The following is a 24,253-nucleotide window of genomic DNA, read 5'->3' as shown; positions in this document are numbered from 1 at the left end:
TCCATCGGGTTGTACGACTTCGATCCGGACCTGCCGGACAACTCACCCGGAGTGCCGACGCCCCTGCCCCACCTGTCCCAGCACCTCGTCGCATGCGGTACGCAGTCGCCGCACGCCCTCCGCGATCTCCCCGGTGCCCGCGACCGCCGCGAAGCTCAGCCGCAGGTGGGCGGCCGGGGGCTCGGCGCTGAAGTACGGGCGGCCGGGAGTGACGGCGACGCCCGCGCGCAGGGCCGCCGCGGCCAGGGCGGACTCTCCCCCTGGGCCGAAAGCCTGGGAGGTGCCCCCGGTGCCGTCGGGCAGGCGCAGCCAGAGGTGGTAGCCGCCGGCCGGGATGTGCGGCAGGGCGAGTTCGGGCAGGCGGAGCCGGAGCGCGGCGGTCATCGTGTCGCGGCGGGCCCTCAGCTCGGCGGACACCGACCGGAGATGGCGCGGCCAGGCGGGCGAGCCCACGAGTTCCAGCGCGGCCTCCTGGAGGGGCCGGGGGACGAAGAAGGTGTCGACGATCTGGATGGCGCGCAGCCGCTCCAGCACCGGGCCGTGCGCGACGAGGGCGCTCACCCGGAAGCTCGGCGAGGTCGCCTTGGTGAGTGAGCAGACGTGGACGACGACACCGTCGGGGTCGTCGGCGGTCAACGGGCGGGGCAGGGGGCCCGCGTCCTCGTGGACCAGGCGCCGGACGAAGTCGTCCTCGACGATGAACGCGCCCGCCTCGCGTGCGATGCGCAGCACCTCACCGCGCCGTTCGGGGGCGAGTACGGCACCGGTGGGGTTCTGGAACAGGGGCTGGCAGACGAAGACCCGGGCGCCGGTGGCCCGGAAGGCGTCGGCGAGCAGCTCCGGTCGTACTCCGTCCGCGTCCACGGGCACGGGCACCGGTCGCAGTCCGGCGGCACGGGCGACGGCCAGCATGCCGGGGTAGGTGGGTGACTCCACGAGGACGGGGGCGCCGGGCGGGGCGAGCGCGCGCAGGGCGGTGGTCAGCGCGGACTGGCCACCCGCGGTGATCAGCACCCCCGCCGCGGTGACCGCGCCTCCGACGCTGCGCGCGAACCACTCGCGCAGCTCCACCAGCCCTTCCACCGGAGGTCTCCCCCAGGCTCCCGGCCGGCGCCCGGCCCTGGACAGTGCCGCCGCCATCGCGCGCTCCGGCTGCAGCGAGGGGTGCAGATAGCCGCCGTTGAACTCGATCACGCCGGGCGCCGGGGCGGCGAGCGAGACCAGGACGCCGGAGGCGTCGACCGAGCGCGGGACGAGATCGGCGGCGCCCTCGGCGCTGAGCGCGACCTCCTGCCAGGAGGTGTCACCGGCCGCGGAGGCCGGGGACGCGGGGCGGGCGGCCCGGAACGCGCCGGCGCCGGGCCGGGTCACCACCAGCCCCTCGGCGGCGAGCTGAGCCAGTGCCCGCGAGACGGTCACGGGGCTCACCCGGAACCGCTCCACGAGCGCCCGGCTCGACGGGAGCTTTCCACCCGGCGAGTAGCGGTCCAGCTCTCGCCGCAGTCGATCCGCCAGATCAGCACCGCTGCTACGCTCATGCATGAGAGCAGAGAGTAGCGCTACTACCGCGAACCCGATAGCGGTCCGTACGCGCCGGGACCGCGCCGGCCTCGGGACCCTGCAGGCCGCCCTCGGCGTCATCGCCTTCTCGCTCACCTTCCCGGCCACCGCCTGGGGTTTGGAGGGATTCGGGCCCTGGTCCCTGGTGGCCGTGCGCTGCGTGCTGGCGGGACTGATCGCGGGCGGCTGCCTGCTCACGGTGGGAAGGCGGGCCGGGGCTCTGGAGGCGGGAGCGGCAGGTGTTCCTGTGCGCCTCCGGAAGGGCCTGGCGCGGTGGTCAGGTGTGCCACTGCCCGCCCGCCGGCACTGGCCGGGGCTCGCCGTGGTCGCCGTCGGCGTCGTCCTCGGTTTCCCCCTGCTGACCACGCTGGCCCTGCAGACATCGACCACCGCGCACGCGGCCGTCGTGGTCGGGCTGCTCCCGCTCACCACCGCCGTGTTCTCCGCCCTGCGCGTCGGCTCCCGCCCCTCGCGCACCTTCTGGGCGGCCGCTTCGGCGGGTGCCGTCGCGGTGCTGGTCTTCACCGTGCGGCAGAGCGGCGGCGCGCTGACCACGGCCGACCTGTACCTCTTCGCGGCGCTGCTGGTGTGCGCGGCCGGATACACGGAGGGCGGCAGGCTGGCCAGGGTGATGCCGGGATGGCAGGTGATCGGCTGGGCGCTGGTGCTGTGCCTGCCGTTCACCGTGCCCGCCGCCGCCTTCGCACTGGCCGTCGAGCCGGTGCGGCTGACCGTGCACAGTGTGGCCGGGGTGTTGTGGGTGGCGGCGGGTTCCCAGTTCCTGGGGCTGGTCGTCTGGTACCGGGGCATGGCGGCGATCGGCATCCCCCGGGCCAGCCAGCTGCAGCTGGCCCAGCCGCTGCTCACCCTGGTGTGGTCGGTGCTGCTCCTGGGCGAGCATCTGACGGCGGCGGCCCCGCTGACGGCGGCCGCCGTGCTGGTGTGCATCGCCGTCACCCAGCGGGCGCGCGGCTGAGGGGATGTACGGATCAAGAACGCTCGGCCCGTCGCCGCGCAGGCCCCGGTGGGCGGGCCGCTCGCGCACGGACGCCAGGCTGCGGTCTGCTCCCGCGCGGAGCATGCCGGGTGGCCCGCTCGGCCGTAGACTCGGAGCCACGGACCGCTGCTCCCGCACTTGGTGAGGAGACCCCTATGCGCGCAACCGTGGGCGACCAGCTTGTCCAGCACGGCAGGGTGGTCGGTCAGCACGACAAGGTGGCCGAGATCGTCGAAGTGATGGGCCAGAAGGGCGATCCGCCCTATCGGGTCCGCTTCGAGGACGGGCACGAGGCCGTGTGCTCACCCGGCCCCGATTCCGAGATCCGGCACAGGAACCGTCAGCGATAGCCCGGCGACCGCCGGGGTGGATCAGCGTGGAGGTGTCGCCGGCCGCCCGTAGTGGTCGGCGACCACCCGCGCCATCGCGCCGATCGGATCGGTGCTCAGCTCCCGGGCGGCGAAGAAGACGTGCCCGCGCACCTGCGGATGGTTCTCGGCGAGGGTGAGGTGCCGGGAGAGCTCGGCCGGGTCCTGCCAGGGGGCGGGCTGCGCCGGGTCACCCGCCTTGTAGAGCGCCTCGCCCACGTACAGCTGTGTCCCGGAACCCTCCACGACCGCGGACCACCAGGCCAGCAGCTTCGCGTAGTCGGCGGCGGCGAAGCCGATGTTCCAGTAGAGCTGCGGACAGATGTAGTCGATCCAGTTCTCCCGCACCCACCGGCGGGTGTCGGCGTGCAGGTCGTCGTAGGTCTGTACACCGGCCCGGGTGTCCGAGCCGAGAGGGTCGGTCGCCGCGTTGCGCCACACCCCGAAGGGGCTGATGCCGAAGCGGGTGCCGGGCCGGATCTCCCGGATGCGGGCCGCCGTCTCGCGCACCAGCCGGTCGATGTTGTCCCGCCGCCAGGCCGCCCGGTCGGGGAAGGTGCCGCCGTGGGTGTCGTAGGCGGCGGCGTCGTCGAAGGCCTGCCCCGCCACGGGGTACGGGTAGAAGTAGTCGTCGAAGTGGACCGCGTCGACGGGATACCGGCGTACCGCGTCGAGCATCGCGTCCACGACGAAGGCGCGGACCTCGGGCAGCCCGGGGTTGTAGTGGAGTTTCCCGCCGTACGGGACCACCCAGCCGGGGTTCCGGCGGGCCGGGTGCGTGGCGGCGAGCCGGGTGGGGTCGGTGTGCGGGGCGACCCGGTACGGGTTGAACCAGGCGTGCAGTTCCAGGCCGCGGGCGTGGGCCTCGGTGACGGCGGTGCCCAGCGGGTCCCAGCCGGGGTGCGTGCCCTGGGTGCCGGTGAGGTACGCGGACCAGGGCTCGTACGGGGACGGCCACAGGGCGTCGGCCGTGGGCCGTACCTGGAGGATCACGGTGTTGAGCCGGTTGCGGACGGCGGTGTCGAGGTGGGCGATCAGCTCGGCCCGCTGCCGGTCGGCGCTCAGTCCCGGACGCGACGGCCAGTCCCGGTTGGCCACGGTCGCCAGCCACACGCCCCGCATCTCCCCCGCCGCCGCTCCCCGGCCCCCCGCCGCACCCGAGGGACCGGGCCCCGGCCGGGCCTGGCCGGCCGAGGCGGCCGTCATCATCGTCACGGCCGACAGCGCGGCCGTCGCGAACGCCCTGCGTGACACTCGTCCCATTTCACACCCGTCACAAAAGCCGCGATCCGTCCGGTCACGGACCGTTCCGTGCCCAGCATGCCCGACCCGCACGATCGATCATCGATACTTCCGGGTAGCGTGCACGAACGGAGCAGGGCGCCGCGAACCGGCGGCCCTGCCGGAGCCGCAGAGCGAAGTCGCAGGGCCGAGCCGTGGAACAGAGCGGCAGGACAGCGGTAGAACAGCGGTAGAACAGAGCCGTGACAGCGCAGACGGACCGCGCAGGGAAGCGAAGGGGACGGTGTGACCGACATCGAACGCGTCGGAGTGGTGGGCTGCGGCCAGATGGGCGCGGGGATCGCCGAGGTGTGCGCGCGCGCCGGACTGCACGTGATGGTCGCGGAGACCACCGGCGAGGCCCTGGAGATCGGCCGTACCCGGCTGTACAACTCCCTCACCAAGGCAGCCGAGCGCGGCAAGATCACGGCGGAGGAGCTGGAGGCCACCCAGGCCCGGCTGAGCTTCACCACGGACCTCGGCGAGTTCGCCGACCGCGACCTGGTGATCGAGGCCGTCGTCGAGAACGAGCAGGTCAAGACGGAGATCTTCCAGGTGCTCGATCAGGTGGTGACCCGGCCGGACGCGATCCTGGCCTCCAACACCTCCTCCATCCCGCTGGTGAGGCTGGCGGTCGCCACCTCGCGGCCCGACCACGTCATCGGCATCCACTTCTTCAACCCGGCCCCCGTGCAGCAGCTGGTCGAGCTGATCCCCGCGCTCACCACCTCCGAGGGCACGATCAGCCGGGCGCAGATCTTCGCCGAGAAGGTGCTGGGCAAGCACGCGATCCACGCCCAGGACCGTTCCGGGTTCGTGGTGAACGCGCTGCTGATCCCGTACCTGCTCTCCGCGATCCGGATGTTCGAGTCGGGTATCGCCAGCCGTGAGGACATCGACAACGGCATGGAGATGGGCTGCGCCCACCCGATGGGCCCGCTGAAGCTGTCCGACCTGATCGGCCTGGACACGGTGGCCTCGGTCGCGCACTCGATGTACGAGGAGTACAAGGAGCCGCTGTACGCCGCTCCCCCGCTGCTCCAGCGCATGGTCGACGCGGGCCGTCTGGGCCGCAAGAGCGGCTCCGGCTTCTACAGCTACGGCTGAGGGACGCTTCGTGGGCCCGGCACCCCGTCGGGGTGCCGGGCCGTCGGCGTCAGGGCCTGCCGTCCTGGCCGAGCCTGAGGTGGTGCAGCAGCAGTAACGCGGCCGCCATGTTGGCGGCCGGGACCTCGCCGCGGGCGACCAGGTCGGGGACCACCTTCAGCGGCACCCACTCCCGGCGGTCCGACTCGAAGTCGTCCACCGGGTGTCCGACGTACTCGCCCTCGTCGGCCCAGTAGATGTGGTGCCGGGCGTCGGTGAGCCCGTTGGACGGTTCCACGCTCATGAGGTGGTGCAGGGGGCCGGGCCGCCAGCCGGTCTCCTCCTCCAGTTCCCGGGCCGCCGCCCGGACGACGTCCTCGCCGTCCTCGACCACACCGGCCGCGAGCTCCCACCCCCAGCTGTCGGTGATGAAGCGGTGGCGCCACAGGAGGAGGACCTCGTTGGCCTCGTTCACCACCGTGGCCACGGCGACGGGCCGCAGCCGGATGAGGAAGTGGTCGAGATGCCGGCCGTCCGGTAGTACGACATCCGCGAGATTGACGCTGAACCAGCGGTTCGAGTACACAATGTGTTCGTTCTGCTTCGTCCACTGCACGGTTATGCCACCTTCCGCTGAGTAAGGGGCAATATCGCAGCAGCAGTGGTCCGGCAGCAGGCGCACGGGAGGCCGCCCGCGACGCAGCGGACGGCGCGACGCGGGCGCACGGCGCGACCACCTGCGGCGGGCCACCGGAACCACCGGGCACACAGACGAGCCACCGGGCAGGTGCGGCGGGCTACAGCGGTACACGCAGGGCGCCGTCGATGAGTTCGGCCGCCTCACCGGTGCCGGCGCAGCCGTTGCGCACCAGGTGTTCGCGGACGGCGCGCAGTCTGTCGCGCAGCCGCTGCGACTCCATTCCACGGGCCTGCTCGGCCATCTGCACCGCGATGGCGACCGCCTTGTCGGCGTTGCCCTGCCGTAGTTCGATGGTGCTCAGCATGGCGAGCCGGTGCACCCGTCCCCGGTCGTGCGCGGGGGTGTCGACGGCGGCGGCCGCGTGCTCGCCCGCCGCGGCCAGTTCGCCGAGGCTGAGCAGCGCCTCCGCCACCTGCACGTTGACCAGGCCGGGTTGGACATAGCCGGTCTCATCGGGTTCGTGGCCGCGCCGGATGCGCTCGGCGGCCTGCTCGGCGCGGCGGATGCAGGACAGCGCGCTCGTGCCGTCGCCGAGGTGTGCGTACGCCTTCGCCTGCATCGCGTACAGGTCGGAGGCGAGGGCGGGGGTGATGTGCTTGCCCGCGGCGCGCAGCGCGGCCTCCGCGAAGGCGACGGCCTGCCGGTGCTCCCGCATGAACAGCGACTGGTTGACCAGAAGCGCGATCACGTACGCGCCGAGCCCGCGGTCCCCGCTGGCCTTTGCCAGCCGGAGCGCCTGGTGGAAGTAGCGCTGGGCGAGTCCGTGCGCGTCGGAGTCGTACGCGCAGATCCCCGCGACCGCCACCAACCCGCCCGTGGCCCGGTGCAGTTGGCGGCCGGTGGAGTCGGTGTAGCTGCCGCGCAGCAGCGGGGCGGCCTCGGTGTTGAGGAAGCCGACGATGCGGGCGCGGGTCGCGACACCGCCGGCCTTGCGGTACATCTGCTCGTAGTGGGAGCGGGCGGAGCGCAGCATGTCCAGGTCGCCCGGCGTGACCCGGTGCCGGCCACCGCGTGAGACGTCCACGTCCTCGGGCGGGTTCTCCCACTCCCAGACGGGCATCACGGCGGGGGTGCCGGTGACCGCGGGTGCGCCCAGGAGGTGCGGGCGGCGCTGCTGGTCGGAGCGCCACAGTGCGGTGGCCCGCTCGACGAAGCCGGAGAGCGAACCGGAGTGCGGGGCGGACGGTCCGCCGGGGACACCGAGGCCGATGTCGTCGAGGGTCACCTGGCGGTGCAGCCGGACGGCCAGGACCTCGCAGATCAGGTCGGGCACCTGGCCGCGGGGCCGCTGCCCCTTCAACCAGCGGGCCACGGCGGTGTGTTCGTACCTGAGTGACAGTCCGCGCGCCCGGCCGGCCTGGTTGACGTGTGCGGCCAGGCCGGCATGCGAGATGCCGGCCTCGTCCAGGACCGCGTCGAGCAGGGTGTTGGGCTGCATGGGGTCCCCCGGGGGATCGGTGTCGACAGAGTAGTGGCCGGGTGTTCACACGGGGTGTGACCGGAGTGCCCGAATCCGCAGTGTGTGCGCGCTGTCGCGGAGAGTTTCCGGACGGTTGACTGAGGTGCCTCGAAAGAGGCCGGCCGGGCCGCCGGCTCCCCCTCGTACAGTGCGGCGGCCCGTGTCAGCGCCGTCCGCCCAGCTGCCTGCCCGACACTCCGCGGCGGGGCGGACGGCCCCGCCGGCCGTCCGCGTCCGCTGCGGGGACGCACGGCTATGCGGGGAACTGCTGAGGGCTCGCCGCACGCGGGTCCGTCGTGACCGGCCGCGGGGATTGTGCCGCGGTCGAGGGGGCGCGCGGAGGCGGGCGCTCGTTCCTGAGGACCATGAGGGCGATGTCGTCCTGGGGTGAGCCGCCGGTGTGGCGGGTCAGTGCCGTGAGGACCGTGCGCAGGACCGCCTGCGGTGTGCGCGGTGTCTCGCGCGCGGCCGCGGCGAGCACCTCCGGCAGCGGGAAGAAGCGGCCTTCGGCGTCCCGTGCGTCCTCGGCTCCGTCCGTGTGCAGGACGAGTATGTCACCGGGCAGCAGTCGTCCGCAGGGGACGGTGGGGAGCTCGGCGGGCAGCGGGAACGGGCCCAGCGGCGGGTGCGGATCGGCGCGGGCGAGCGGTTCGGCCCGTGTGCCGCTCAGCAGATGGGGCCAGGGGTGGCCGCAGTTGAGCGCCCGGACCTGCCCGTCCGGGAGGATCTCGAGGAGCAGTACGGTGACGAACTCCTCGGCGACCTGATGGCCGTCGGCGGCGGCGCCGACGGCCGGCGCAGGCCGCTCGGCGCGGGCCCGCTCCCGCAGGTGCCGGTCCATCGCCCGCTCCAGTCGGCGCAGCACTCCGGCCAGGTCGGGTTCGTCGTACGCGGCCGCGCGGAAGCTTCCGAGGACGGCGGTGACGGTGGGAGCGGCACCGGGTCCGTGTCCGCGGACGTCGCCGATGACCGCCCGTACGCCGTGCTCGGTGGCGAGCACCTCATACAGATCGCCGCCGAGCCGGGCGATCCGGTCGGCGGACAGCTGGACGGCGGCGACCGTCAGTCCGTCGACGCGCGGCGGCGGCAGCAGCCTCCACTGCGCGGTGCGGGCGATCGTGCGGGTCCGCCGCAGCTCCCGCAGCAGGCTCTGCCCGACGTGCAGCGCCAGTCCGGTGCCGATGGTGCTCAGGGCGGTGGGCGGCAGTCCGCGGGCGAGCGCCCGGCGCAGCGGGCAGCGGTCGGGATTCCATGAGGTGGTCCTGGGCCGCCCTGTGCGGGGCGGCCCAGCCTTGAAGCGGATCATGCCGATGGCCCCCCATTGTGGCCCAGACAGCGCAGACCGGCCTCGGAGAGGCCGGTCTGATTCTTTCGACCACACGATCCGATCCGGAGGTATCGCCCGAAAAGTCACCCGAACGAGTGAGGTAACTGGTGGTAACAGATGCGAGAGAGACCTACGGGACCTAAGGGACTCCAGGGGCGCACGGAAACACGAGTACCCCACGAGAACTCAGGGACCGGCCCCGAAGAGCCGGCCCCTGAGAGGAACCACTAGCCGCGAAGGACCGCCCCGGTGCGCTCTCCCGCGAGGGCGACCGCCGTCTCCCGGGCCGCGGACGCCTCGTCGACCGTCAGCGTCCGGTCGGGCGCGCGGAACCGCAGCGCGTACGCCAGGGACTTGCGCCCCTCACCCAGCTGCCCGGCGTTCTCGTACACGTCGAACAGGCGGATGGACTCCAGCAGTTCGCCGGCGCCCTCACGCAGTGCCGCCTCGACGTCCGACGCCGGCACGAACGCGTCGACGACCAGCGCGACGTCCTGCGTGGCGACCGGGAAGGTGGAGATGCCCGGCGCCTGCGGGGTCTCGTCGCCGGCCTGCTCCAGGACGTCCAGGTCGAGCTCCATCGCGCAGCTGCGCGCGGGCAGGCCCAGGGTCTTCAGCACGCCCGGGTGCAGCTCTCCGGCGTGCCCGATCACCCGCTCGGTGCCGTCGACGACGACCGCCAGCTCGGCGCAGCGGCCCGGGTGCCACGGGCCGTACTGGCCCTTGCGCACGACGAGTTCGGCGCCCGCCTCGGCGGCGACGGTGCGGGCGGCCTCGATCGCGTCGGCCCAGTCGGCCGGGCGGCCCGCGCCCCACCAGCCGGCCTGCTCGCGGGCACCGGCGAGGACCGCGGCCACGTGCCGCGGCTGGTCCGGCAGCGCCGCGTCGAGGCCGGCCAGCTCCTCGTCGGTGGGCCGCCGGTCCACCGGCAGCCGGGCGGCGGTCCGCTGCTCCTCGCGCGGGAAGAAGACCAGGCCGGTCTCGAACAGGGCCAGGTCGTGCGAGCCGCGTCCGTCGTTGCGCCGCAGCGCGCCGAGCAGGCCGGGCAGCAGCGAGGTCCGCAGCGCGGGCTCCTCGTCGTTGAGCGGGTTGGTCAGCCTCACCACCCGGCGGGCCGGGTCGTCGGCGTCCAGGCCGAGCTGGTCGAAGACCTGCTCACTGACGAACGGGTAGTTCGGCGCCTCGACGTATCCGGCACCCGCCAGGGCCCGGCCGATCCGGCGGTGCAGCCGCTGCCGGGAGGTCAGCCCGCGGCCGGCGGGCGGCCTGGGCAGCGTGGCGGGCAGGTTCTCGTAGCCCTCGAGCCGGACGACCTCCTCGGCCAGGTCGTTCGGGTCGGTCAGGTCGGGCCGCCAGGACGGCACGGTGACGATCAGCTCGTCCTGGCCGTAGACGTCGCAGCCGACCTGCTGGAGGCGGCGTACGACGGTCTCGCGGCCGTAGGCGACACCCGCGACCTTGTCCGGGTGGTCGGCCGGGATGGTGATGGTGTGCGGCGCGGTCGGGGCGATGACCTCGGTGACCCCGGCTTCGGCGGTACCGCCGGCGAGCAGCATCAGCAGGTCGACCGTGCGCTGCGCGGCAGCGGCGGTGGCCTGCGGGTCGACTCCCCGCTCGAAGCGCCGGGACGCCTCGGAGGACAGCTTGTGCCGGCGGGCCGTGCGCGCGATCGACACCGCGTCGAAGTGCGCGGCCTCGATCACCACGTCGGTTGTGGTGTGCTCGACGGTGGGGGTCCCCCCGGTCGAGTCTGTTCGAGACCGGGGGAGGTCGGCGATCTCCGTGTTGGCGCCGCCCATGACGCCGGCGAGCCCGATCGGGCCGCGCTCGTCGGTGATCACCAGGTCCTCGGCGTCGAGGGTGCGCTGCACGCCGTCGAGGGTGGTGAGCTTCTCGCCCGGCTCGGCCCGGCGGACGCCGACGGTGCCCTGGACCAGGGAGCGGTCGTAGGCGTGCAGCGGCTGGCCGAGCTCCAGCATCACGTAGTTGGTGACGTCCACGGCGAGGGAGACCGGGCGCATGCCGGCCTTCTGCAGCCGGCGCCGGAGCCAGATCGGGGAGCGCGCCTCGGGGCTCAGGCCGGTCACCGTACGGGCGGTGAAGCGGTCGCAGCCGGCCGGGTCGGAGACCTTCACCGGGTAGCCGAAGGCGTTCGGTCCGGGCACGTCGAGCAGGGCCGGGTCGCGCAGCGGCAGGCCGTAGGCGGTGGCGGTCTCGCGGGCCACGCCGCGCATCGACAGGCAGTAGCCGCGGTCCGGGGTGACGGCGATGTCGAGGACCTCGTCGACCAGCTCCAGCAGCTCGATCGCGTCCTTGCCGACCTCGGTCTCCGGCGGCAGCACGATGATGCCCTCGCTGCCGTCGTCGCCCATGCCCAGCTCGTCGCTGGAGCAGATCATGCCGTGCGAGACCTTGCCGTAGGTCTTGCGGGCGGCGATCGCGAAGCCGCCGGGGAGCGTGGCCCCGGGCAGGACCACGACGACCTTGTCGCCGGCCGCGAAGTTGCGGGCGCCGCAGACGATCTCCTGGGGCTCACCGGTGCCGTTGGCCTGGCCGACGTCGACGGTGCAGAAGCGGATCGGCTTCTTGAAGCCCTCCAGCTCCTCGATGGTCAGTACCCGGCCGACGACCAGGGGACCCTTGAGGTCGGCTCCGAGGTGGTCGACCGTCTCGACCTCGAGGCCGGCCGAAATGAGTTTGGCCTGGACGTCGCGGCCGGTCTCCGTCGCCGGCAGGTCGACGTACTCCCGCAGCCAAGAAAGCGGGACCCGCATCAGATCTCCATCCCGAACGGCCGGGTGAACCGGACGTCACCCTCGACCATGTCTCGCATGTCCTCGACGTTGTGGCGGAACATCAGCATCCGCTCGATGCCGAACCCGAAGGCGAATCCGCTGTACTTCTCGGGGTCGACGCCGCAGGCGGTGAGCACCCGCGGGTTGACCATGCCGCAGCCGCCGAGTTCGATCCAGCCCTCGGAGGAGCAGGTGCGGCAGGGGCGGTCGGGGTTGCCGACGGACTCGCCCCTGCAGACGTAGCAGAGCATGTCCATCTCGGCGCTCGGCTCGGTGAACGGGAAGAAGTTCGGCCGCAGCCGGGTCTTCATGCTCTCGCCGAACAGCGACTGCACCATGTGGTCCAGGGTGCCCTTGAGGTCCGCCATGGTCAGGCCCTCGTCGACGGCGAGGAGTTCCACCTGGTGGAAGACGGGGGTGTGGGTCGCGTCCAGCTCGTCGGTGCGGTAGACGCGGCCGGGGCAGATCACGTAGACCGGCAGTTCGCGGTCGAGCAGGGTGCGGGCCTGCACGGGCGAGGTGTGCGTGCGCAGCACGACGCCGGACTCGGTGCCGCCCTTCGGGCCCTGCACGAAGAAGGTGTCGTGCTCGCCGCGGGCCGGGTGGTCCGGGCCGATGTTCAGGGCGTCGAAGTTGAACCACTCTGCCTCGACCTGCGGGCCCTCGGCGACCTCGTAGCCCATGGCCACGAAGATGTCCTCGATGCGCTCGGACAGCGTGGTCAGCGGGTGCCGGGCGCCGGCCGGTACCCGGTCGTGGGGCAGTGTGACGTCCACTGCCTCCTCCACCAGTACGCGTGCGTCGCGCTCGGCCTCGAGCTCGGTCTGGCGGCCGGCGAGGGCCTTGTTCACGGCACCGCGCGCCTGGCCCACGCGCTTGCCCGCGTCGGCCTTGGCGTGCGGGGGCAGGGCGCCGATCTCGCGGTTGGCGAGAGCCAGCGGGGAGGTGGCGCCGGTGTGGGCGACCTTGGCCTCGTGGAGCGCGTCGAGGGAGTCCGCGGCGGCGAAGGCGGCGAGCGCCTCGTCCCGCATGCGCTCGATCTCTTCCGGTTTCAACGCCTCGACCTCTACTGGGTCGTACGACTTATTGGGTGCCGACATCTCTTCCCGTACTTCCGTTCAGCTGGCTGATGGTCCCCGTCACCGGCTCGTGGACGAAGCGTCTCTCGTCTGCGGGACACAATGGTGGCCAGAGGCCGAGTCTAACGGGGTGGGGGCGGGCGAATGCGCCCGTGGGACCCTGGGTGCGCTCTAGGTGAGATACGCCGGGGCCGCCACGGGCAACGTAAATCGGAGTTCCGCGCCGCCGCCGCGGGCGCGGCCGACGGTGATGGTGCCGCCGTGGGCCTCGACGATGCCCTTCACGATGTAGAGCCCGAGGCCGGTGCCGCCGCGCTTGCTGCCCCGCCAGAAGCGGGTGAAGACGCGGTTCATGGACTCCTCCGGGATGCCGGGCCCCTCGTCGCTCACGGTGACCGACGTGGCCGCGTGCTCGCCGTTCTCCCGGTCCCGGGGGGACGCCGAGGGCGTGATGTCGATGGTGACGGTTCCCTCGCCGTGGCGCACGGCATTTTCCAGCAGGTTGCTGAGCACCTGGTCGACCTTGTCGGGGTCGGCCCACAGGGCGGGCAGGGGGTGCTGGATCCGCAGCAGGAACCGGTCGGCGGGCTGTCCGGCGGCGACGTACGCCTGGATGTGCCGTCCGACGGCCGTGCCGATGTCGACGGGCTGGCGGCGCACCTCGAGGCGCCCGGAGTCGATGCGGGAGATGTCGAGGAGTTCGGCAATGAGCCGGGTGACGCGGTCGGCGTCGGCGTCGACGGTCTCCAGCATCAGCTGTTTCTGCTCGTCGGTGAAGCGCTCCCACTTCGCGAGCAGGGTGGCGGTGAACCCCTTGACGGAGGTGAGCGGGGAGCGCAGTTCATGGGCGACGATGGCGATCAGTTCGGCGTGGCTGCGTTCGGTGCGGCGCCGGGCCTCGGTGTCGCGCAGGGAGACCACGACCCGGTGGACCGGGCCGGTGGGGCGGGTGCGGACGTAGCGTGCCGAGACGAGGACCTCCCGGCCGCCGGGCAGCAGCAGATTGCGCTCGGGCTGACTCACCCGGATGGCGAGACCGCCGTAGGGGTCGGTCAGCTGCCACCAGCGCCGACCCTCCAGGTCCTCCAACGGCAGGGCCGCGTCGAGGCGTTGCCCGAGGGCCTGCTCGGCGGGGACGGCGGTGATCCGGGCGGCCGCCGTGTTGAAGCAGATCACCCTGCCGTGCTCGTCGGCGACGACGAGTCCGTCGGGCAGCTGGTCGGGATCGATGCCGAGCTCGGCGGGGCCGGCGGACCGGGGCGCGGGCGGGTGCGCCGCTTCCGGTGCTCCCGGTGCGCTGCTCGTGCCGACGGTCATCCCCGTACCCCACCTCTCAGAACTCCCTCGGGGTGCCCCGCGCTTTCGGCGGGTGCCCCGGTCCGGGCGGAGCCGGGAGCCTGGGGTACGGCCGAAAGCTTGGGGAAGGGTCCCCGGGCAGGTCACCCTACTAGCTCTCGGTGACGGAGCGGCACCCTCCGGCGGCGCGCTGTGCACGCGCCGACGCGTAGAGACATACGGCGGCGGCGGTGGCGAGGTTCAGACTCTCGGCCTTTCCGTGGATCGGGACGCGGACGACGGCGTCGGCGAGCGCGCGGGTCTCCTCGGGGAGGCCCCACGCCTCGTTGCCGAAGAGCCAGGCGGTCGGCCCGCCCATGGTGCGCCGGTCGAGTTCGTCGTCGAGGTCGCGGTCGCCCGCGCCGTCCGCCGCCAGCACCCGTACCCCGGTGTCCCTGAGGGCGGCCACGGCTCGCTCGACGGGGACGCCCACGGCGACGGGCAGGTGGAACAGCGACCCGACGGAGGCGCGTACGGCCTTGGGGTTGTACAGGTCGACGGAGGCGTCGGTCAGGACGACGGCCTCGGCGCCGGCCGCGTCGGCGCACCGCAGTACGGTGCCCGCGTTGCCGGGGTCGCGCACGTGCGCGAGGACGGCGACGAGCCGGGGCCGGGCGGCGAGGATCTCCTCGAAGGGGGTGTCCAGGAAGTGGCACACCCCGACGAGGCCCTGCGGGGTGACCGTGGTGGAGATGTCGGCGATGACCTGCTCGGGGGCGAGGTGGACGCGGGCGCCGGCGTCCCGCGCGGCGCCGATGATGTCGGCGTACCGCTCGGCGGCCTCCGGCGTGGCGAACAGTTCGACGAGCGTGGCGGCGCCGGTGGGCCGGTGGACGCCGTCCCGGCCGGCCGTGGCCCGGTGCACGGCGGCCTCTCGTACGGCCTGCGGCCCCTCGGCGAGGAACAGCCGCTCCTTGCCCCGGAAGTTCCGCTTGGCCAGCCGCCGCGCGGCGGACACGCGGGGCGAGCGGGAGGAGATCAACTCGGGGGTGGCGGGGGGCATTCGGTTCACTTTCGCTCGCAACTTCCGCACAGACGACGGACCCGCAGGCAGCGCCTACGGGTCCGTCGGGTCACGCCGGATCAGGGCCGGCGCGGCGTCACGCGGCCTTGGGCGCGTTCACGTCGGACGGCAGCGCCTTCTGCGCGACCTCGACGAGCGCGGCGAAGGCGGTGGCGTCGTTCACGGCCAGCTCGGCCAGGATCTTGCGGTCGACCTCGACGTTCGCGGCCTTCAGACCCTGGATGAAGCGGTTGTACGTGATGCCGTTCGCGCGGGCAGCGGCGTTGATGCGCTGGATCCACAGCTGGCGGAAGTCACCCTTGCGCTTCTTGCGGTCGTTGTAGTTGTAGACCAGCGAGTGGGTGACCTGCTCCTTGGCCTTGCGGTACAGGCGCGAACGCTGACCGCGGTAGCCGGAGGCCTGCTCGAGAATCGCCCGGCGCTTCTTGTGGGCGTTGACTGCCCGCTTGACGCGTGCCACTTGTTTAACTCCTTGTAGCGGGGCCGCGGTTGTTACTCACACGGCCCGAAATCGATTGGGTCCCGGTCCTGACGTGCCTACGGCGCCTGGGCGCCGTGGAGTCACTTGCCGAGAAGCTTCTTGATCTTCTTGGCGTCGCCCGGGGCCATCTCGGCGTTGCCGGTGAGGCGACGCGTCACACGGGACGACTTGTGCTCGAGCAGGTGGCGCTTGCCGGCGCGCTCGCGGAGCACCTTGCCGGAGCCGGTGACCTTGAAGCGCTTGCGGGCACCGCTGTGCGTCTTGTTCTTCGGCATAGCGCCGTTATCTCCTCGTCGGTGGCGCTCCGATGCCCGGTCACGAAAACCGGGCACGGTGGAGCGTCGTACTTGTTTCGGTTATGTCCTGAGGGGCGGGCCCCCTGGGATCACGCCTCGGCGGCGGCCTGGGCCGGCGCTTCGGTTTCCACGTCGTGGTCGTCGTGGGTTTCCACGTCGTGGTCGTCGTGGTCACCCTCCGCGGCGTTCTGCGAGCGGCCGGGGTGGGCCTTCGCGTCCGCCTTTCGGGCTTCCTGCGCCTGGCGGGCCTCGGCCATCGCCTCGGTCTTCTTCTTGTGCGGACCGAGAACCATGATCATGTTCCGGCCGTCCTGCTTCGGGTTCGACTCGATGAACCCGAGGTCCTGGACGTCCTCCGCGAGCCGCTGCAGCAGTCGGTAGCCCAGCTCGGGCCGGGACTGCTCGCGACCACGGAACATGATCGTGATCTTGACCTTGTCGCCCTGCTTGAGGAACCGGACGACGTGACCCTTCTTGGTGTCGTAGTCGTGCGGGTCGATCTTCGGCCGGAGCTTCATCTCCTTGATGACCGTGTGCGCCTGGTTCTTGCGCGCCTCACGGGCCTTCATGGCCGACTCGTACTTGAACTTCCCGTAGTCCATGAGCTTGCACACGGGCGGGCGGGCGTTCGCCGCGACCTCGACCAGGTCCAGGTCGTACTCCTGCGCAAGCTCCAGTGCCTTGGCCAGCGGGACGATGCCCACCTGCTCGCCACTGGGACCGACAAGTCGCACCTCGGGAACGCGAATCCGGTCGTTGATGCGGGGCTCGGCGCTGATGGATCCTCCTCGATAGCACCTACACGACGGTCTGGCGGACAGCCGCGTAACGTCTGTATTTCGTTAGACCTAACCGCGCCGAAGCAACAAAAATGCCCCGGACGATCACAGGCGGGGCTCCTCGAACTACCGGAACACCGCCGCGGTCACCGCGGGGCGCACTTTCGGGCGGATCGCCGCTGAACGGCACCGCCTGACCGGTGACCTGTCATCCTCAGGGACGATCAGGTGGGAGTTCGAAAACCTCCACTTGTGGGCCGGGCTCGCGTGCCGTGGGCAGACGGGTCCGACCGGTCGTTACACAAGGTTAGCAGCTTCCGTAGGGGTGCGCTAACCGTTCGTCCCGTACTTCTCCGCTGTGCCTCCTGCTGTCAAGAGGACACGCACCTGGCCCTATCGTGTGGGGCATGAGTGAGACCTCCCCCTCGGACACCCCCGAGAGCACCGACAGCCCCGACTTCGACGCCATGACCCGGGACATCGCCGAGGTCCCGGCGGTCGAGGTGATCGTGACCGTCGCCGTCAACCTGATGAGCGCCGCCGCGGTGAAGCTCGGACTGACCGAGGAGGGCGACCAGCACAAGGACCTGGACGAGGCCCGCAAACTGGTGCACGCGCTGGCCGGCCTCCTGGACGCGTCCGCGACCGAGATCAGCTCCTTCCACGCGGCGCCGCTGCGTGACGGCCTGAAGTCGCTCCAGCTGGCGTTCCGCGAGGCCTCGCTCGTCCCGGACGAGCCGGGGCAGGGCCCGGGCGAGAAGTACACGGGCCCGCTCTACGTCTGAGAGGTCCGGCCCCGTCAGGGGCGTACGTAGAAGGGCTCGCCCGGCGGCGTCGCCTCGGCCGGCAGTACTGCCAGGTCGAGGCCGCGCACCAGGCGGGCCCTCAGTGTCTCGTCGGCGGCGAGGCGTCGTGCCACGGACCTGGCCGCCTCGGCCACGGGCGCGGCGGGGTCGAGAACCAGGGCGAGGGTGCCGTCGGCCTGCCCCGGCCCGAGGTGGGCGCGCAGCACGGCGGGCTCCGCGGCGACGACCGCGCGCAGGGCTTCGGTGACCGCGGGGTCGGCCAGCGGGTCGGTCGTCGTACGCCCCTCGGCGAGCGCGAGCAGCAGCGGCCCGGTCAGCTCGAAGGGCACGGGCCCGGCCAGGTCCAGTACGACCGTGTCGGCCTTCTCGTGCGCGGCGGCCTGCAGGGCCTGGTGCAGCGGTACGGCGACGGGGCGGGCCTGCGGGTCCCAGCGGGCGAGCGAGTCGGTGGAGGTGAACGCGGGCAGCGCGGTGCGGTGGCCCGCCTTCAGGGTGGGGACGGCCATGTCGCTGGTCTTCTCGCGGCGCAGCCCCCGCTCGTCCTCCTCGACCTCGCCGAGCACGGCCACCACGGGGACCAGCAGCCGGGTGCCCTTGAGCGCTTCGAGTACCGGGGTGACGGCGTTGCCGTCCTCGGCCCACGCGGCGAGTGCCGCGCTCAGCCGGGGGTCGGCGGAGCCGTCGTCGTCGCTGTAGGCCGGGTCGGGAATGTTCTTGTTCGCCACGGTCCTCGAGCCTATCGGCCGTCGGTGGCGGGCTCGGACCGGGGCGGTCGAGAAGCGGGAGGACAGAAGGTGCGGAAGGCGCGGGAGGTGCCGGTGAGGTCCGACGGGCTGGGGAGGCGACTGACGGCCGCCATGACGGCGGGGTCGGTGCTCACCGGGGAGGACGGCGCCGAGGTGTCGGTGGGGGTCCTGGACCCGGTTGCCGCGGTCGGCGTCTGTCACGGTGACCGGGCGTTCGTCACCGCGAGCATCGTGAAGGTCGACATTCTGGCGGCGCTGCTGCTCGGGGCGCAGGACGCGGGACGGGAGCTCACCGGGGAGGAGCGTGCGGACGCCGCCGCGATGATCGAGCGCAGCGACAACCACTCGGCGTCGGCGCTGTGGCGCTCGATCGGGCGGGCGGCCGGGCTCGACGCGGCGAACGCCCGCTTCGGACTCACCCGGACCACGGGCGGCGACGGCCCCCGGTGGGGGCTGACCCGGACCACCGTCGCCGATCAACTCCTGCTGCTGCGGCAGGTGTTCGGGGCCAGGGCGGACTCGGAGCTGACCGGGGCCTCGCGGGCGTACGTGCGGGGGCTGATGGCGGGGGTGGTCGCGGACCAGGCGTGGGGGGTGCCGGTCGTGGCGGACGGCTCCCTGGCGGACAGGGGTCCGGGGGACGGCTCGGGGTGGGCGGTGAAGAACGGCTGGGTGCCGCGCGACGCGACCGGGCTGTGGGCCGTGAACAGCGTCGGACGCGTCACGGTCGGCGTCCGGGACCTGCTGGTGGCCGTGCTGTCCGACGGCAACGCGACGATGGCTCGGGGCGTCGCGCTGGTGGAGGCGGCGGCACGGGCGGCGGTGTCGGTGTTCACGGGGGACGACGCGCACCGCGCCGGCTGACGCCCGGCGACGCCGCCTCGGTCCTCGGGAAGCCGGGGGTACGGGCGGGCCCGGACACGTCCGAGGACGTCTAGACGTCCTCTCGGCTCGTGCGGCGGCCGCGCCACAGGACGACCGTGGCGACCAGCAGGACGCCGCCCGCGCCGCCCGCCAGGGGTGCGGCCCAGTCGGCGGTGTCGCCGTCGGATTCGGCGGTCTCGGGGCCGGGGCCGAAGTGCTTGTCGCCGTGGGCCACCGGTTTCAGGCCCTCGGGCTTCAGCCGGGCCGCGGCCTCGATGGCGGCGGCCGGGTCGACGAAGCCGAAGCCGCGGGAGTCGTCGCGGCCGTCGGCGGGGGCGTTGCGGGCGGTGTCCTCCAGCAGGCTCTTGAGCTGGGCCGGGGTCAGGTCCGGGTGGGCCGCCCTGACCAGGGCGACGGCGCCGGAGACGAACGCCGCGGCGGCGCTGGTTCCCCAGCCCTCGTAGTACTTGCGGTCGGGGTCGGCGATGATCACGTCGACGCCCGGGGCGCTGACCGTGGCGTACCAGCGCCGGGTGGAGAACGGGGCGCGGGTGCCGTAGCGGTCGACGGCGGTGACGGCGATGACGCCGGGGTAGGCGGCCGGGTAGGAGACGCGGTCGCCCTTCTCCCCGCCGTTCCCGGCGGAGGCGACGACGGCCACGCCTTTGCGGAGGGCGTACTGGATGGCCTCGTCCTCGCCGGACTCGGGGTGCGCGGAGGCCGAGTCGTCGCCCAGGGAGAGGTTGATGACGTCGGCGCCGTGGTCGGCGGCCCAGCGGATGCCCTCGGCGAGGGCGTTGCCGCGGGTGCGGCGGGCCTCGGCGCGGGACGGGTCACCGTCCTCCAGGATCACCCGGACGGGGAGGATCTTCGCTCCGGGCGCGATACCCAGGACACCCTCGGCGTTCCCGGGGCCGTGTCCGTGACCGGCGACGATGCCCGCCATGGCGGTGCCGTGCCGGGCCCAGGCGCGGTCGCCGGATTCGGCGCCGAAGCCGACCAGGTCCTTGCCCTCGAGGACGTTGCCGGCGAGGTCGGGGTGGTCGGCGTCGACCCCGGTGTCCAGGACGGCGACGACGACGCCGTCGCCCTGGGTGGTGCGCCAGGCCTCCTGGGTGTGCAGGGCGTCCAGGCTCCACTGCCGGGCGCGGATGCCGTCGGCGTGCGCGGCGGTGACGGGGAGCAGGGCGAGGGTGGCGGCGAGGAGGGTGCTCAGGGTCGCGGCCCTGGCGGTCGCGGTCCTCATGACGGCTGCTCCGTGGTCGTGCCGACGTTCTTGCGCAGGCCGCGTTCGACGCGGTCGGCCAGGCCCCGTGCCTCGTGGCCGAGGCCCGCCTGGGCGGGGGCGCTGGTGGCGCCGGACTCCATGGCGTCCTGGGCGGGCTGCGGGGTCTCGACGGCACGGCCGTCGGCCCAGCCGGAGACGGCGTAGACGACGACGGGGGCGTCGGTGAGGACGGAGATCGCCCAGGAGGCACGCTGCCCGGCGCCGAAGTCGGCGGCGGCGGTGCCCTTCGCGGGATACGGGAGGGGTACCAGGTCGGTGCGGCGGTCCAGGCGTTCCTTGGCGACACGGTCGGCGAGGGCGGCCGTGCCGGCGGCGTCGGCCTCGGTGAACAGCAGGCCGACGGTGGTGACGTGGCTCTGGGTGGCGTCGGTGTAGGTGGCGCGCAGCAGGCGTTCGCAGCCGAGGGGGGCGAACAGCTTGCGCAGCAGGGGGTCGAAGGCGTCCTCGCAGCCGCTGTCCGGGGCCACGGCTATCCGGGTCCAGAGCCGGTCGGCGTCGCCGGGGCCGGCGCCCTTGCCCTGCACGGTGGGCGGGAACAACTGGTCGACCGGGACGCTGTGCCACAGGCTTTTGGCGGCGGTGAAGCCGCTGGGGGCACCCGTCTCACCGGAGTCCCCGGCGAGCCAGCTCCCGGTGACCGCGCCGCCTATCAGTCCTGCCCCGAGGACGAGGCAGACCGCGGCGGCCACGATCTGGGACCGGTTCCGCTGTCCGAGGAGCCGTGGCCGGGCCTGCTCGTCGTACCCCTCGGGCCGCCCGGGCGACACGGCGGGCCGGCGGGGGCCGAAGGCGCCGCCGGGTGTCATGGGACCGCTCCAGGAGAGCGTGGGGTCGGGGGAGCCCGACCGTGGGGCCGGGGTCCAGGCGTCGTCCGGTGCCGGGCGGGGCGGCGGCATGGCCGACCGGGGCGGGGCGACCGTGCGGGGGGCCGGTTCGGCGGGTGCGGGCGCGGATGCGGCTATCGGGCGCAGGCGGGTGGTCGTCTCCGACGGGGTTTCGGCGGGGGTGTCCCGGTGCCGGACGGCGGGGCGGGGCGCGGGGTGCCGCGGCACGGCGGTCGAGCCGCTCGGGGCGGTGCCCGCGGACGGTGTCCCCCGGCCGACGGCCGGCGGCGTGTCCGGGAAGCGGGCGGAGGCCTGCGGCGGGGGCGGCGGTGTGCCGTCCGGGCCGGGCGCACCGGCTGTCGGTCCGCCGGTGTCGAAGCGCGGGAACCGGGGCCGGGGCGGCGCGGAGTCGGAAGACGAGGGGCCGGAACGCGGAGGGCCGGAACGCGGAGGGCCGAAGGGCGAGGAAGCGGCGGGCGACGGTGCCGTCGGCCGGCGTATGTCGAACGCGCCCGTTCCGCCCGCGGTCCTGCCCTTGGGCCGGGCCGGCGCGGTGTCGTTCGCCGGTCCTCCGGCGGGTGCTTCCGGGGGCGTCTCCTCGGCGCCGGTTTCCGGCTGCCGGGTGTCGTCCGGTCCGCCCGGCGGGTGGGTCGGGCGCGGCGGCGTGGGCGGTGGCGGAGGGGTCGTGGGGCGCGGAGGGCGGGAGGCGCGCTGCGCTTCCGTACTCATGCACCCCCCGTTTCGTCGTGCCCGGACCGTTTTCTCGCGGCGGGCCGGTCTCCGCCGCCGGGCCCGGTACGAGGCCGTCCCGGGCAGAGATACCCGTACGGGTGGAGCGTCATCCCGGCACGAGCCTTCGTCCGGCGTGATTCTGCCGGGCGTGCGCGTCACTCTACGGCGTGATCCCGATCGAACGGGAACCAGTCGGCAGGCCCGCGGCATCTGCCCGGAACATCCCCCTACCCTGCGGTAATCCTGTCTGGCAGGCTTCGTTCATGACTGTGCGCGCCTTGGACCGGGCCCGTTACGACCAGGCCACCGCCCATCTCGACGCCCCGCTCGCGATCGTGGATCTGGACGCCTTCGACGCCAACGCGGACGATCTGCTCCGCCGGGCCGGTGGGAAACCGGTCCGGGTGGCGAGCAAGTCCGTGCGCTGCCGCGCCCTGCTCGAACGGGTCCTCGCCCGGGAGGGTTTCGCGGGGATCATGTCGTTCACTCTCGCCGAGTCCCTGTGGCTGGCCCGCTCCGGTTTCGACGACGTCCTGCTCGCGTATCCCTCCGCCGACCGCGCGGGCTACGCCGAGTTGACCGCCGATCCCAAGGCCGCCGCCGCCGTCACCGTCATGGTCGACGATCCGGCGCAGCTGGACCTGATCGACGCCGCGCGCGCGGGCGGCGGTGAAGTGGTACGGGTCTGCCTGGAGTTGGACACCTCGCTGAAGCTGCTCGGCGGCCGGGTGCGGGTCGGGGCGCTGCGTTCCCCGCTGCACTCCCCCGCCCAGGTCGCCGAGACGGCACGCGCGGTGGTCCGGCGCCCCGGGTTCGAACTGGTGGGGATCATGGCGTACGAGGGCCATGTCGCGGGCGTCGGTGACGCGGTGGCCGGGCAGCCGCTGCGCTCCCGGGCCGTGCGGCTGATGCAGGCCGCCGCACGGCGGGAACTGGCCGGGCGGCGTGCGGCGGTGGTGCGGGCGGTACGGGAGGTCGCGCCCGGGCTGGAGTTCGTCAACGGCGGTGGTACGGGCAGTGTGCAGTTCACCGCCGAGGAGGACGCGGTCACCGAGGTCGCGGCGGGTTCGGGGCTGTACGTGCCGCGGCTGTTCGACAACTACACGTCGTTCACCGGGCGTCCGGCGGCACTCTTCGCCCTGCCCGTCGTACGGCGTCCGGGCGTGGGTGCGGTGACGGTGCTCGGCGGCGGCTACCCGGCCTCCGGCACGGCCGGCGCCGACCGGCTGCCGGTGCCCTGGCTGCCCGAGGGGCTGCGCTACGACCCGCGGGAGGGACCCGGCGAGGTCCAGACACCGCTGCTGGGCCCGCCCGCCGACGACCTGCTGATCGGCGACAAGGTGTGGTTCCGGCACGCCAAGGCGGGCGAGCTGTGCGAGCGGTTCGACGCGCTGCGGCTGATCGAGGGCGGCGAGGTGACGGCGACCGTGCCGACGTACCGCGGCGAGGGCATGACGTTCCTCTGACACCGGAGCCCCGGCCCGGCGCGGGGCACGGAACGTGTCACGGGCGGGTACCGACGCTGCTGCCCACTCCGCCGCCCGGATCCGCGTCGCCGACCGCGCGGATGCCCCGGGTGATGCGGTCCATGTCGGACAGGGGCGGGGCGCCCTCGCCGCTCTCGAAGACGTAGCGGACCACGATCGGCGCCTCGGTGCCGACGCTGGACGGGAAGACCATCGACTGCACGTGGCCGCCGGGCCCCTTGCCGGTGGTGACGCGCCAGCGGACGAGGTATCCGGCACGGCCCGCCACCGCGACCGGACCGGACTTGACGACCTCGTGGGACTCGATGCCGCCGTAGGGGCTCTGGTCGAGGGCGTCCTCCTCGAAGGCGTCCTCGGCCGCCTCGGAGACGTCCTCCTCGGCGAGCAGTTCGGGGGACGTCTCGTCGGTCGCGGTCACCGTGCGGGAGACGACCATGCCGGAGCGGCAGACACTGCCCTCGCCGGGGCAGTCGTGGGTGCCGGGGGTGGTCATGACGACGTCGTGCCGGCTGACGTGCTGCGGCCGGACCCAGCCGTCGAGGAGCGGGAAGGTGACGCCGTTGAGCTGGTCCTCGACGACGGTGGGGTCGCCGTCGGACGCGGACTCCGGTGCGGGCGGTGCGGGGCTCTCGCTGCCCGGTGCGGGGGCGGACAGCGTGCCGGTGGGGCCGGTCCTGGTCTCCGGGCCGGTGCCGTCGTCACCCAGCAGCACCGCGCCGGTGACGACCGCGGTGACGAGCACGGCCGCCGCCGCGGTGAGGGCGACGGCCCGGGCACGGCCGGTGCCGCCGGGAGACGGGGGCACCGGCCCGCCGGGGGCGTCGGGGGCACGCCGGTGCCCGGTCCAGGCCGCGCCGTCCCACCAGCGTTCCAGGTGCGGGGCGTGCGGGTCGGGATACCAGCCTGGTGCGGGCGTGATGCTCATCCGAGCACTGTAGG

General features: G+C 73.3%; 22 protein-coding genes. 6 read left to right on the top strand and 16 right to left on the bottom strand.

Annotated features, from left to right (window positions below):
* Positions 1 to 42: 42 nt before the first annotated feature.
* Positions 43 to 1,542, bottom strand: coding sequence for an aminotransferase-like domain-containing protein (locus ACTWJ9_RS27570; protein WP_443294895.1), 1,500 nt, complete (start codon positions 1,540 to 1,542; stop codon positions 43 to 45).
* Between ACTWJ9_RS27570 and ACTWJ9_RS27565 the strand changes: the two genes are divergently transcribed.
* Entirely contained in the window at positions 1,541 to 2,536 is a 996-nt protein-coding gene (locus ACTWJ9_RS27565) for a DMT family transporter (RefSeq protein WP_387039702.1), read from the top strand. The two genes, ACTWJ9_RS27570 and ACTWJ9_RS27565, sit on opposite strands and share 2 nt — an antisense overlap.
* A 176-nt stretch (positions 2,537 to 2,712) precedes the next feature.
* Positions 2,713 to 2,907, top strand: coding sequence for a DUF1918 domain-containing protein (locus ACTWJ9_RS27560; protein ID WP_279336966.1), 195 nt, complete (start codon positions 2,713 to 2,715; stop codon positions 2,905 to 2,907).
* Positions 2,908 to 2,928: 21 nt separating this feature from the next.
* Here ACTWJ9_RS27560 and ACTWJ9_RS27555 read toward each other — a convergent pair whose 3' ends face one another.
* Complete coding sequence (locus ACTWJ9_RS27555; RefSeq protein WP_443294893.1) at positions 2,929 to 4,188, bottom strand: glycoside hydrolase family 10 protein; 1,260 nt, start codon at positions 4,186 to 4,188, stop codon at positions 2,929 to 2,931.
* Positions 4,189 to 4,452: 264 nt separating this feature from the next.
* Between ACTWJ9_RS27555 and ACTWJ9_RS27550 the strand changes: the two genes are divergently transcribed.
* Positions 4,453 to 5,313, top strand: coding sequence for a 3-hydroxybutyryl-CoA dehydrogenase (locus ACTWJ9_RS27550; RefSeq protein ID WP_279336964.1), 861 nt, complete (start codon positions 4,453 to 4,455; stop codon positions 5,311 to 5,313).
* A 49-nt stretch (positions 5,314 to 5,362) separates the two neighbouring features.
* Here ACTWJ9_RS27550 and ACTWJ9_RS27545 read toward each other — a convergent pair whose 3' ends face one another.
* The 10 genes from ACTWJ9_RS27545 to infC all read right to left on the bottom strand — a co-directional run bounded on the left by ACTWJ9_RS27545 (position 5,363) and on the right by infC (position 16,567).
* Positions 5,363 to 5,908 carry an NUDIX hydrolase gene (locus ACTWJ9_RS27545; RefSeq protein WP_279336963.1) on the bottom strand — a complete coding sequence of 182 codons (546 nt, stop codon included), beginning with the start codon at positions 5,906 to 5,908 and terminating at the stop codon, positions 5,363 to 5,365.
* A 181-nt stretch (positions 5,909 to 6,089) separates the two neighbouring features.
* Positions 6,090 to 7,430 (bottom strand): transcriptional regulator, encoded by a 1,341-nt coding sequence (locus ACTWJ9_RS27540; protein ID WP_279336962.1) that lies wholly within the window; start codon positions 7,428 to 7,430, stop codon positions 6,090 to 6,092.
* 274 nt (positions 7,431 to 7,704) lie between these two features.
* Positions 7,705 to 8,757 (bottom strand): PP2C family protein-serine/threonine phosphatase, encoded by a 1,053-nt coding sequence (locus ACTWJ9_RS27535; RefSeq protein ID WP_279336961.1) that lies wholly within the window; start codon positions 8,755 to 8,757, stop codon positions 7,705 to 7,707.
* Between the two features lie 248 nt (positions 8,758 to 9,005).
* On the bottom strand, positions 9,006 to 11,552 hold the full coding sequence (gene pheT / locus ACTWJ9_RS27530) for a phenylalanine--tRNA ligase subunit beta (RefSeq protein ID WP_443294892.1): 2,547 nt from the start codon (positions 11,550 to 11,552) through the stop codon (positions 9,006 to 9,008).
* Positions 11,552 to 12,673, bottom strand: a complete 1,122-nt coding sequence (pheS, locus tag ACTWJ9_RS27525) for a phenylalanine--tRNA ligase subunit alpha (RefSeq protein WP_279336959.1) — start codon at positions 12,671 to 12,673, stop codon at positions 11,552 to 11,554. The genes pheT and pheS overlap by 1 nt, the downstream gene beginning before the upstream one ends.
* 150 nt (positions 12,674 to 12,823) lie before the next feature.
* Complete coding sequence (locus ACTWJ9_RS27520; RefSeq protein ID WP_279336958.1) at positions 12,824 to 13,969, bottom strand: sensor histidine kinase; 1,146 nt, start codon at positions 13,967 to 13,969, stop codon at positions 12,824 to 12,826.
* Positions 13,970 to 14,099: 130 nt separating this feature from the next.
* Entirely contained in the window at positions 14,100 to 14,990 is an 891-nt protein-coding gene (locus ACTWJ9_RS27515; RefSeq protein ID WP_388707211.1) for a TrmH family RNA methyltransferase, read from the bottom strand.
* Positions 14,991 to 15,087: 97 nt separating this feature from the next.
* Positions 15,088 to 15,471 carry a 50S ribosomal protein L20 gene (gene rplT, locus ACTWJ9_RS27510; RefSeq protein WP_065002829.1) on the bottom strand — a complete coding sequence of 128 codons (384 nt, stop codon included), beginning with the start codon at positions 15,469 to 15,471 and terminating at the stop codon, positions 15,088 to 15,090.
* A gap of 101 nt (positions 15,472 to 15,572) precedes the next feature.
* Positions 15,573 to 15,767, bottom strand: a complete 195-nt coding sequence (gene rpmI, locus ACTWJ9_RS27505; RefSeq protein ID WP_109380440.1) for a 50S ribosomal protein L35 — start codon at positions 15,765 to 15,767, stop codon at positions 15,573 to 15,575.
* 110 nt (positions 15,768 to 15,877) lie between these two features.
* Positions 15,878 to 16,567: a translation initiation factor IF-3 gene (infC, locus tag ACTWJ9_RS27500; RefSeq protein WP_279338117.1), complete on the bottom strand. Its 690-nt coding sequence runs from the start codon at positions 16,565 to 16,567 to the stop codon at positions 15,878 to 15,880.
* Positions 16,568 to 16,974: 407 nt separating this feature from the next.
* Here infC and ACTWJ9_RS27495 point away from each other — a divergent pair, with 407 nt between their 5' ends.
* Positions 16,975 to 17,352: a DUF1844 domain-containing protein gene (locus ACTWJ9_RS27495; protein ID WP_279336956.1), complete on the top strand. Its 378-nt coding sequence runs from the start codon at positions 16,975 to 16,977 to the stop codon at positions 17,350 to 17,352.
* A 14-nt stretch (positions 17,353 to 17,366) separates the two neighbouring features.
* On the opposite strand, the gene ACTWJ9_RS27490 is transcribed toward ACTWJ9_RS27495, so the two are convergent.
* Complete coding sequence (locus ACTWJ9_RS27490) at positions 17,367 to 18,098, bottom strand: SseB family protein (protein ID WP_279336955.1); 732 nt, start codon at positions 18,096 to 18,098, stop codon at positions 17,367 to 17,369.
* A gap of 69 nt (positions 18,099 to 18,167) precedes the next feature.
* Here ACTWJ9_RS27490 and ACTWJ9_RS27485 point away from each other — a divergent pair, with 69 nt between their 5' ends.
* Positions 18,168 to 18,983, top strand: a complete 816-nt coding sequence (locus ACTWJ9_RS27485; protein ID WP_443294891.1) for a serine hydrolase — start codon at positions 18,168 to 18,170, stop codon at positions 18,981 to 18,983.
* 70 nt (positions 18,984 to 19,053) lie between these two features.
* Here the strand turns inward: ACTWJ9_RS27485 and mycP are convergent, their stop codons facing one another.
* Entirely contained in the window at positions 19,054 to 20,229 is a 1,176-nt protein-coding gene (gene mycP, locus ACTWJ9_RS27480; RefSeq protein ID WP_279336954.1) for a type VII secretion-associated serine protease mycosin, read from the bottom strand.
* Positions 20,226 to 21,824: a hypothetical protein gene (locus tag ACTWJ9_RS27475; protein ID WP_443294890.1), complete on the bottom strand. Its 1,599-nt coding sequence runs from the start codon at positions 21,822 to 21,824 to the stop codon at positions 20,226 to 20,228. Before ACTWJ9_RS27475 ends, mycP begins: the two co-directional genes overlap by 4 nt.
* Positions 21,825 to 22,090: 266 nt before the next feature.
* Between ACTWJ9_RS27475 and ACTWJ9_RS27470 the strand changes: the two genes are divergently transcribed.
* Complete coding sequence (locus ACTWJ9_RS27470; protein ID WP_279336952.1) at positions 22,091 to 23,293, top strand: amino acid deaminase/aldolase; 1,203 nt, start codon at positions 22,091 to 22,093, stop codon at positions 23,291 to 23,293.
* Between the two features lie 37 nt (positions 23,294 to 23,330).
* On the opposite strand, the gene ACTWJ9_RS27465 is transcribed toward ACTWJ9_RS27470, so the two are convergent.
* A complete protein-coding gene (locus tag ACTWJ9_RS27465; protein WP_279338115.1) occupies positions 23,331 to 24,233 on the bottom strand; it encodes a DUF2510 domain-containing protein in 903 nt (300 codons plus the stop codon).
* Positions 24,234 to 24,253: the final 20 nt, after the last annotated feature.

Source organism: Streptomyces sp. GDS52, from assembly GCF_052246875.1.
Lineage (GTDB): Bacteria > Actinomycetota > Actinomycetes > Streptomycetales > Streptomycetaceae > Streptomyces > Streptomyces cathayae.
This window is presented reverse-complemented; position numbering and strand designations above follow the sequence as displayed.

Excerpts from the sequence above, each read along its gene's own strand:
- ACTWJ9_RS27570 (WP_443294895.1), bottom strand. The coding sequence starts at position 1,542 with ATGCATGAGCGTAGCAGCGGTGCTGATCTGGCGGATCGACTGCGGCGA.
- ACTWJ9_RS27515 (WP_388707211.1), bottom strand. The coding sequence starts at position 14,990 with ATGCCCCCCGCCACCCCCGAGTTGATCTCCTCCCGCTCGCCCCGCGTG.
- ACTWJ9_RS27520 (WP_279336958.1), bottom strand. The coding sequence starts at position 13,969 with ATGACCGTCGGCACGAGCAGCGCACCGGGAGCACCGGAAGCGGCGCAC.
- pheT (WP_443294892.1), bottom strand. The coding sequence starts at position 11,552 with ATGCGGGTCCCGCTTTCTTGGCTGCGGGAGTACGTCGACCTGCCGGCG.
- ACTWJ9_RS27555 (WP_443294893.1), bottom strand. The coding sequence starts at position 4,188 with ATGGGACGAGTGTCACGCAGGGCGTTCGCGACGGCCGCGCTGTCGGCC.
- mycP (WP_279336954.1), bottom strand. The coding sequence starts at position 20,229 with ATGAGGACCGCGACCGCCAGGGCCGCGACCCTGAGCACCCTCCTCGCC.
- ACTWJ9_RS27565 (WP_387039702.1), top strand. The coding sequence starts at position 1,541 with ATGAGAGCAGAGAGTAGCGCTACTACCGCGAACCCGATAGCGGTCCGT.
- ACTWJ9_RS27495 (WP_279336956.1), top strand. The coding sequence starts at position 16,975 with ATGAGTGAGACCTCCCCCTCGGACACCCCCGAGAGCACCGACAGCCCC.
- ACTWJ9_RS27470 (WP_279336952.1), top strand. The coding sequence starts at position 22,091 with ATGACTGTGCGCGCCTTGGACCGGGCCCGTTACGACCAGGCCACCGCC.
- ACTWJ9_RS27475 (WP_443294890.1), bottom strand. The coding sequence starts at position 21,824 with ATGAGTACGGAAGCGCAGCGCGCCTCCCGCCCTCCGCGCCCCACGACC.
- ACTWJ9_RS27540 (WP_279336962.1), bottom strand. The coding sequence starts at position 7,430 with ATGCAGCCCAACACCCTGCTCGACGCGGTCCTGGACGAGGCCGGCATC.
- rpmI (WP_109380440.1), bottom strand. The coding sequence starts at position 15,767 with ATGCCGAAGAACAAGACGCACAGCGGTGCCCGCAAGCGCTTCAAGGTC.
- ACTWJ9_RS27560 (WP_279336966.1), top strand. The coding sequence starts at position 2,713 with ATGCGCGCAACCGTGGGCGACCAGCTTGTCCAGCACGGCAGGGTGGTC.
- pheS (WP_279336959.1), bottom strand. The coding sequence starts at position 12,673 with ATGTCGGCACCCAATAAGTCGTACGACCCAGTAGAGGTCGAGGCGTTG.
- ACTWJ9_RS27535 (WP_279336961.1), bottom strand. The coding sequence starts at position 8,757 with ATGATCCGCTTCAAGGCTGGGCCGCCCCGCACAGGGCGGCCCAGGACC.